General features: G+C 44.6%; 2 tRNA genes and 3 rRNA genes. All 5 read left to right on the plus strand.

Annotation, left to right across the window (positions count from 1 at the left end):
• Nucleotides 1-316 precede the first annotated feature (316 nt).
• The 5 genes from CRV01_RS08150 to rrf all read left to right on the plus strand — a co-directional run bounded on the left by CRV01_RS08150 (nucleotide 317) and on the right by rrf (nucleotide 5,617).
• A 16S ribosomal RNA gene (locus CRV01_RS08150) occupies nucleotides 317-1,832 on the plus strand.
• Nucleotides 1,833-1,939: 107 nt separating this feature from the next.
• A tRNA-Ile gene (locus tag CRV01_RS08155) sits at nucleotides 1,940-2,016 on the plus strand.
• 39 nt (nucleotides 2,017-2,055) lie between these two features.
• Nucleotides 2,056-2,131, plus strand: a tRNA-Ala gene (locus tag CRV01_RS08160).
• A gap of 301 nt (nucleotides 2,132-2,432) precedes the next feature.
• Nucleotides 2,433-5,345 (plus strand): 23S ribosomal RNA (locus tag CRV01_RS08165).
• A 156-nt stretch (nucleotides 5,346-5,501) separates the two neighbouring features.
• Nucleotides 5,502-5,617, plus strand: a 5S ribosomal RNA gene (rrf, locus tag CRV01_RS08170).
• Together the 16S, 23S and 5S rRNA genes with 2 tRNA genes alongside form the textbook arrangement of a ribosomal RNA operon.
• The last annotated feature ends 9 nt before the right edge of the window (nucleotides 5,618-5,626 follow it).

The following is a 5,626-nucleotide window of genomic DNA, read 5'->3' on the forward strand; positions in this document are numbered from 1 at the left end:
AAACCCTTGACAAAGCAAGAAAAATCTATTATAATTCCCGTCCAATTTCAGAGGAACGACATCAAAAAGATTTGAGAGAGTTACGATGATATGGGAGATCTTTTACAATTTAGAAGGTATATAAATAACTTTTATAAACCGAATATGAAATTACAACAAACAAGAATATATTGTAAATATATCCTTGTCTATTTTAATAACAAAGCTTATGCTTTTACAATGAGATTTATTTTTGTAACTAGTTTTATAGTCTCTAAAAAGATGAAAATCTTTTAAGAATATAAAGTTACTAAAAATGGTCAGAGAATCAAATTTTTTTATGGAGAGTTTGATCCTGGCTCAGAGTGAACGCTGGCGGCGTGCCTAACACATGCAAGTCGAACGAGAACGGGTTTAGTTTACTAAACTGTCAGCTAAGTGGCGCACGGGTGAGTAATGTATAGTTAACCTGCCCTCTAGAAAGGAATAACAGTTGGAAACGACTGCTAATGCCCTATATGCCCTTAATACATAAGTATGCAGGGGAAACGCTTTAGTGCTAGAGGATGGGACTGTATGGTATCAGATAGTTGGTGAGGTAATGGCTCACCAAGTCAATGACGCCTAACTGGTTTGAGAGGATGATCAGTCACACTGGAACTGAGACACGGTCCAGACTCCTACGGGAGGCAGCAGTGGGGAATATTGCACAATGGAGGAAACTCTGATGCAGCAACGCCGCGTGGAGGATGACACTTTTCGGAGCGTAAACTCCTTTTATATAGGAAGATAATGACGGTACTATATGAATAAGCACCGGCTAACTCCGTGCCAGCAGCCGCGGTAATACGGAGGGTGCAAGCGTTACTCGGAATCACTGGGCGTAAAGAGCGTGTAGGCGGGTTATTAAGTCAGAAGTGAAATCCTATGGCTCAACCATAGAACTGCTTTTGAAACTGGTAACCTAGAGTATGGGAGAGGTAGATGGAATTTCTGGTGTAGGGGTAAAATCCGTAGAGATCAGAAGGAATACCGATTGCGAAGGCGATCTACTGGAACATTACTGACGCTGAGACGCGAAAGCGTGGGGAGCAAACAGGATTAGATACCCTGGTAGTCCACGCCCTAAACGATGTACACTAGTTGTTGCCATGCTAGACATGGCAGTAATGCAGTTAACACATTAAGTGTACCGCCTGGGGAGTACGGTCGCAAGATTAAAACTCAAAGGAATAGACGGGGACCCGCACAAGCGGTGGAGCATGTGGTTTAATTCGACGATACGCGAAGAACCTTACCTGGACTTGACATTTACAGAACTTTCAAGAGATTGATTGGTGTCTGCTTGCAGAAACTGTAGGACAGGTGCTGCACGGCTGTCGTCAGCTCGTGTCGTGAGATGTTGGGTTAAGTCCCGCAACGAGCGCAACCCACGTCGTTAGTTGCTAACAGTTCGGCTGAGAACTCTAACGAGACTGCCTGGGCAACCAGGAGGAAGGTGTGGACGACGTCAAGTCATCATGGCCCTTACGTCCAGGGCTACACACGTGCTACAATGGGGTATACAAAGAGCCGCGATACCGCGAGGTGGAGCAAATCTCAAAAATATCTCCCAGTTCGGATTGTACTCTGCAACTCGAGTGCATGAAGTTGGAATCGCTAGTAATCGTAGATCAGCAATGCTACGGTGAATACGTTCCCGGGTCTTGTACTCACCGCCCGTCACACCATGGGAGTTGAACTCATTCGAAGCGGGGATGCTAAAGTAGCTACCCTCCACAGTGGATTCAGCGACTGGGGTGAAGTCGTAACAAGGTAACCGTAGGTGAACCTGCGGTTGGATCACCTCCTTTCAGAGAAGAGAGACTTAATTCGTTTTAAGTCTCCAAAGCTATCAAAGATAGCATAAATAGTAAGTTCATGTTCGGTTTATAAAGGTTATTTAAAATAGGTGACAAATGGGCCTATAGCTCAGCTGGCTAGAGCGCTCGACTGATAATCGTGAGGTCCCAGGTTCAAGTCCTGGTAGGCCCACCATGATTTTAAATAACTTATAAAGAAGTTATAAAAATAGTTGGGGATATAGCTCAGCTGGGAGAGCGCCTGCCTTGCACGCAGGAGGTCAGCGGTTCGATCCCGCTTATCTCCACCATCTATTTAAAAACTAAATATAAGTTCAAAGAGCTTTGAATTTATATTTGGTTTTTTACAACCAAAATGATATTTAAAAACATAATGTTAAAGTCTTTAATTTTTTCGTTTAAATCAATATCTTTCGTATGAAGATGATTTAAAAAACAAAAAATTTCATATCTAATAAAATAGATAGACACAACTAACTTATTAAAAGTATTTAATAAGATAGTAGCCAAGGAATAATTATTCAAAAAGGTTAAAGTAAGAAATTACTTTATTCTCAAGAACATTTAATAAGATTAATCTTGTTAAATCAAAAATAAGCTATTAAGGGCTAATGGTGGATGCCTAGACTGTAAGAGGCGATGAAGGACGTACTAGGCTGCGATAAGCTTTGGGGAGCCGCCAAGAGGCATTGATCCAGAGATTTCCGAATGGGACAACCCAGCATATAGCGATATATGTTATCCCGTAAGGGAGGCGAACGTGGTGAAGTGAAACATCTCAGTAACCACAGGAAGAGAAATCAAAAGAGATTCCGTTAGTAGCGGCGAGCGAACGCGGATTAGGGCAAACCCTATGCTTGCATAGGGGGTTGTAGGACCATAATAAGAGACTAAAGAAGATAGTAGAAGTAGTTGGAAAGCTACAGCATAGAAGGTGAAACTCCTGTATACGAAATTTTCGATAGCTCTAATGGTATCCTGAGTAGGACGGAACACGTGATATTTTGTCTGAATCCGGGGGGACCACCCTCCAACCCTAAATACTACTTACAGATCGATAGTGAACAAGTACCGTGAGGGAAAGGTGAAAAGTACTCCAGCGAGGAGAGTGAAATAGAACCTGAAACCATTAGCTTACAATCATTCGGAGCCCTATGATTTATCAGGGTGACGGACTGCCTTTTGCATAATGAGCCTGCGAGTTGTGGTGTCTGGCAAGGTTAAGTCAAGTACGAAGCCGTAGCGAAAGCGAGTCTTAATAGGGCGAATTAGTCAGATGCTGCAGACCCGAAACGAAGTGATCTATCCATGGGCAGGTTGAAGCTGGTGTAAGAGCCAGTGGAGGACCGAACCGGTAGGCGTTGAAAAGTCTTCGGATGACCTGTGGATAGGGGTGAAAGGCCAATCAAACTTCGTGATAGCTGGTTCTCTCCGAAATATATTTAGGTATAGCCTCTAGTAGTAGCATGTAGGGGTAGAGCTCTGACTGGGCTAGGGCTGCTCACCGCGGTACCAAACCCTATCAAACTTCGAATACTACATGTGTAATCTAGGGAGTCAGGCGTAGGGTGATAAAATCCTATGTCGAGAGGGGAACAACCCAGACTAACAGCTAAGGTCCCAAAGTTACATCTAAGTGGAAAACGATGTGGAGTTACTGTGACAACCAGGAGGTTGGCTTAGAAGCAGCCACCCTTTAAAGAAAGCGTAACAGCTCACTGGTCTAGTGATTCTGCGCGGAAAATATAACGGGGCTAAGATGTACACCGAAGCTTTAGACTCAATTTATTGAGTGGTAGGAGAGCGTTCTATTCAGCGTTGAAGATGTACCGGTAAGGAGCGTTGGAGCGGATAGAAGTGAGCATGCAGGCATGAGTAGCGAGAAAAGAGGTGAGAATCCTCTTCGCCGAAAACCCAAGGTTTCCTACGCGATGCTCGTCATCGTAGGGTTAGTCGGGTCCTAAGTCGAGTCCGAAAGGGGTAGACGATGGCAAATTGGTTAATATTCCAATACCAACATACAAGCGCGATGTGGGGACGCATAGAGTTAATCGAGGTCACTGATGGAAGTGTGGCTCGAAGGATGTAGGATGTTACTTAGGCAAATCCGGGTAACGTGAATCCGAGATCTTACAGGCTGTTGCCGTTCTTCGGAACTAATACAGAATCGATGATACTGTCGTGCCAAGAAAAGCCACTAAGTATATTGTATGTTGCCCGTACCGTAAACCGACACAGGTGGGTGGGATGAGTATTCTAAGGCGCGTGGAAGAACCCTGGTTAAGGAACTCTGCAAACTAGCACCGTATCTTCGGTATAAGGTGTGCCTACTTTGGTATAGAGATTTACTCTCGAAAGCTAAAGAGGTTGCAACAAAGAGTCCCTCCCGACTGTTTACCAAAAACACAGCACTTTGCTAACACGTAAGTGGATGTATAAGGTGTGACGCCTGCCCGGTGCTCGAAGGTTAATTGATGATGTTAGCATTAGCGAAGCGTTTGATCGAAGCCCGAGTAAACGGCGGCCGTAACTATAACGGTCCTAAGGTAGCGAAATTCCTTGTCGGTTAAATACCGACCTGCATGAATGGCGTAACGAGATGGGAGCTGTCTCAACCAGGGATCCAGTGAAATTGTAGTGGAGGTGAAAATTCCTCCTACCCGCGGAAAGACGGAAAGACCCCGTGCACCTTTACTACAGCTTGACACTGTAGCTTGGATATTCATGTGCAGGATAGGTGGGAGGCTTTGATCACAGGACGCCAGTACTGTGTGAGCCATCCTTGAGATACCACCCTTGAATATTTGAGTTACTAACTGCGAGAAGTTATCCTTCTTCAGGACAATGTCTGGTGGGTAGTTTGACTGGGGCGGTCGCCTCCTAAAAAGTAACGGAGGCTTACAAAGGTTAGTTCATGGCGGATGGAAATCGCCAGTTGAGTATAATGGCATAAACTAGCTTGACTGTGAGAGATACAACTCGAACAGAGACGAAAGTCGGTCATAGTGATCCGGTGGTTCTGTGTGGAAGGGCCATCGCTCAAAGGATAAAAGGTACGCCGGGGATAACAGGCTGATCTCCCCCAAGAGCTCACATCGACGGGGAGGTTTGGCACCTCGATGTCGGCTCATCGCATCCTGGGGCTGGAGCAGGTCCCAAGGGTATGGCTGTTCGCCATTTAAAGCGGTACGCGAGCTGGGTTCAGAACGTCGTGAGACAGTTCGGTCCCTATCTTCCGTGGGCGTAGGAAAGTTGAAGAGATTTGTCCCTAGTACGAGAGGACCGGGATGAACGTACCACTAGTGTACCAATTGTTCTGCCAAGGGCACCGTTGGGTAGCTATGTACGGATGTGATAAGAGCTGAAAGCATCTAAGCTCGAAGCCAACTCTAAGATGAACTTTCCCTGAAGATCCCTTGAAGACTACAAGGTTGATAGGCTAGGTGTGTAAGCGTTGTAAGACGTTTAGCTGACTAGTACTAATAGATCGTTTGGCTTTTTTTAAACTATTTCTTGGTTTACTATCTTATTAAGTACTTCTAAGTATTTAATATGTTGTATATCTACTATAAGATATAAAGACTTAACATTATAATTTTTTTACTCATTCAATAATGTGAGTACAGAGCATACTTTTACAGTATGTTTGATACTCATATTGCTGGTGGTTTTAGCGAAGTGGAAATACCCAGCTCCATTCCGAACCTGGAAGTCAAGCACTTCTGCGCTGATAATACTGCAGGGTCCCCTTGTGGAAATGTAGGTCGCTGCCAGCTCTTGAGTAT

The sequence above is a fragment of the Arcobacter sp. CECT 8983 genome, assembly GCF_004118855.1.
Lineage (GTDB): Bacteria > Campylobacterota > Campylobacteria > Campylobacterales > Arcobacteraceae > Halarcobacter.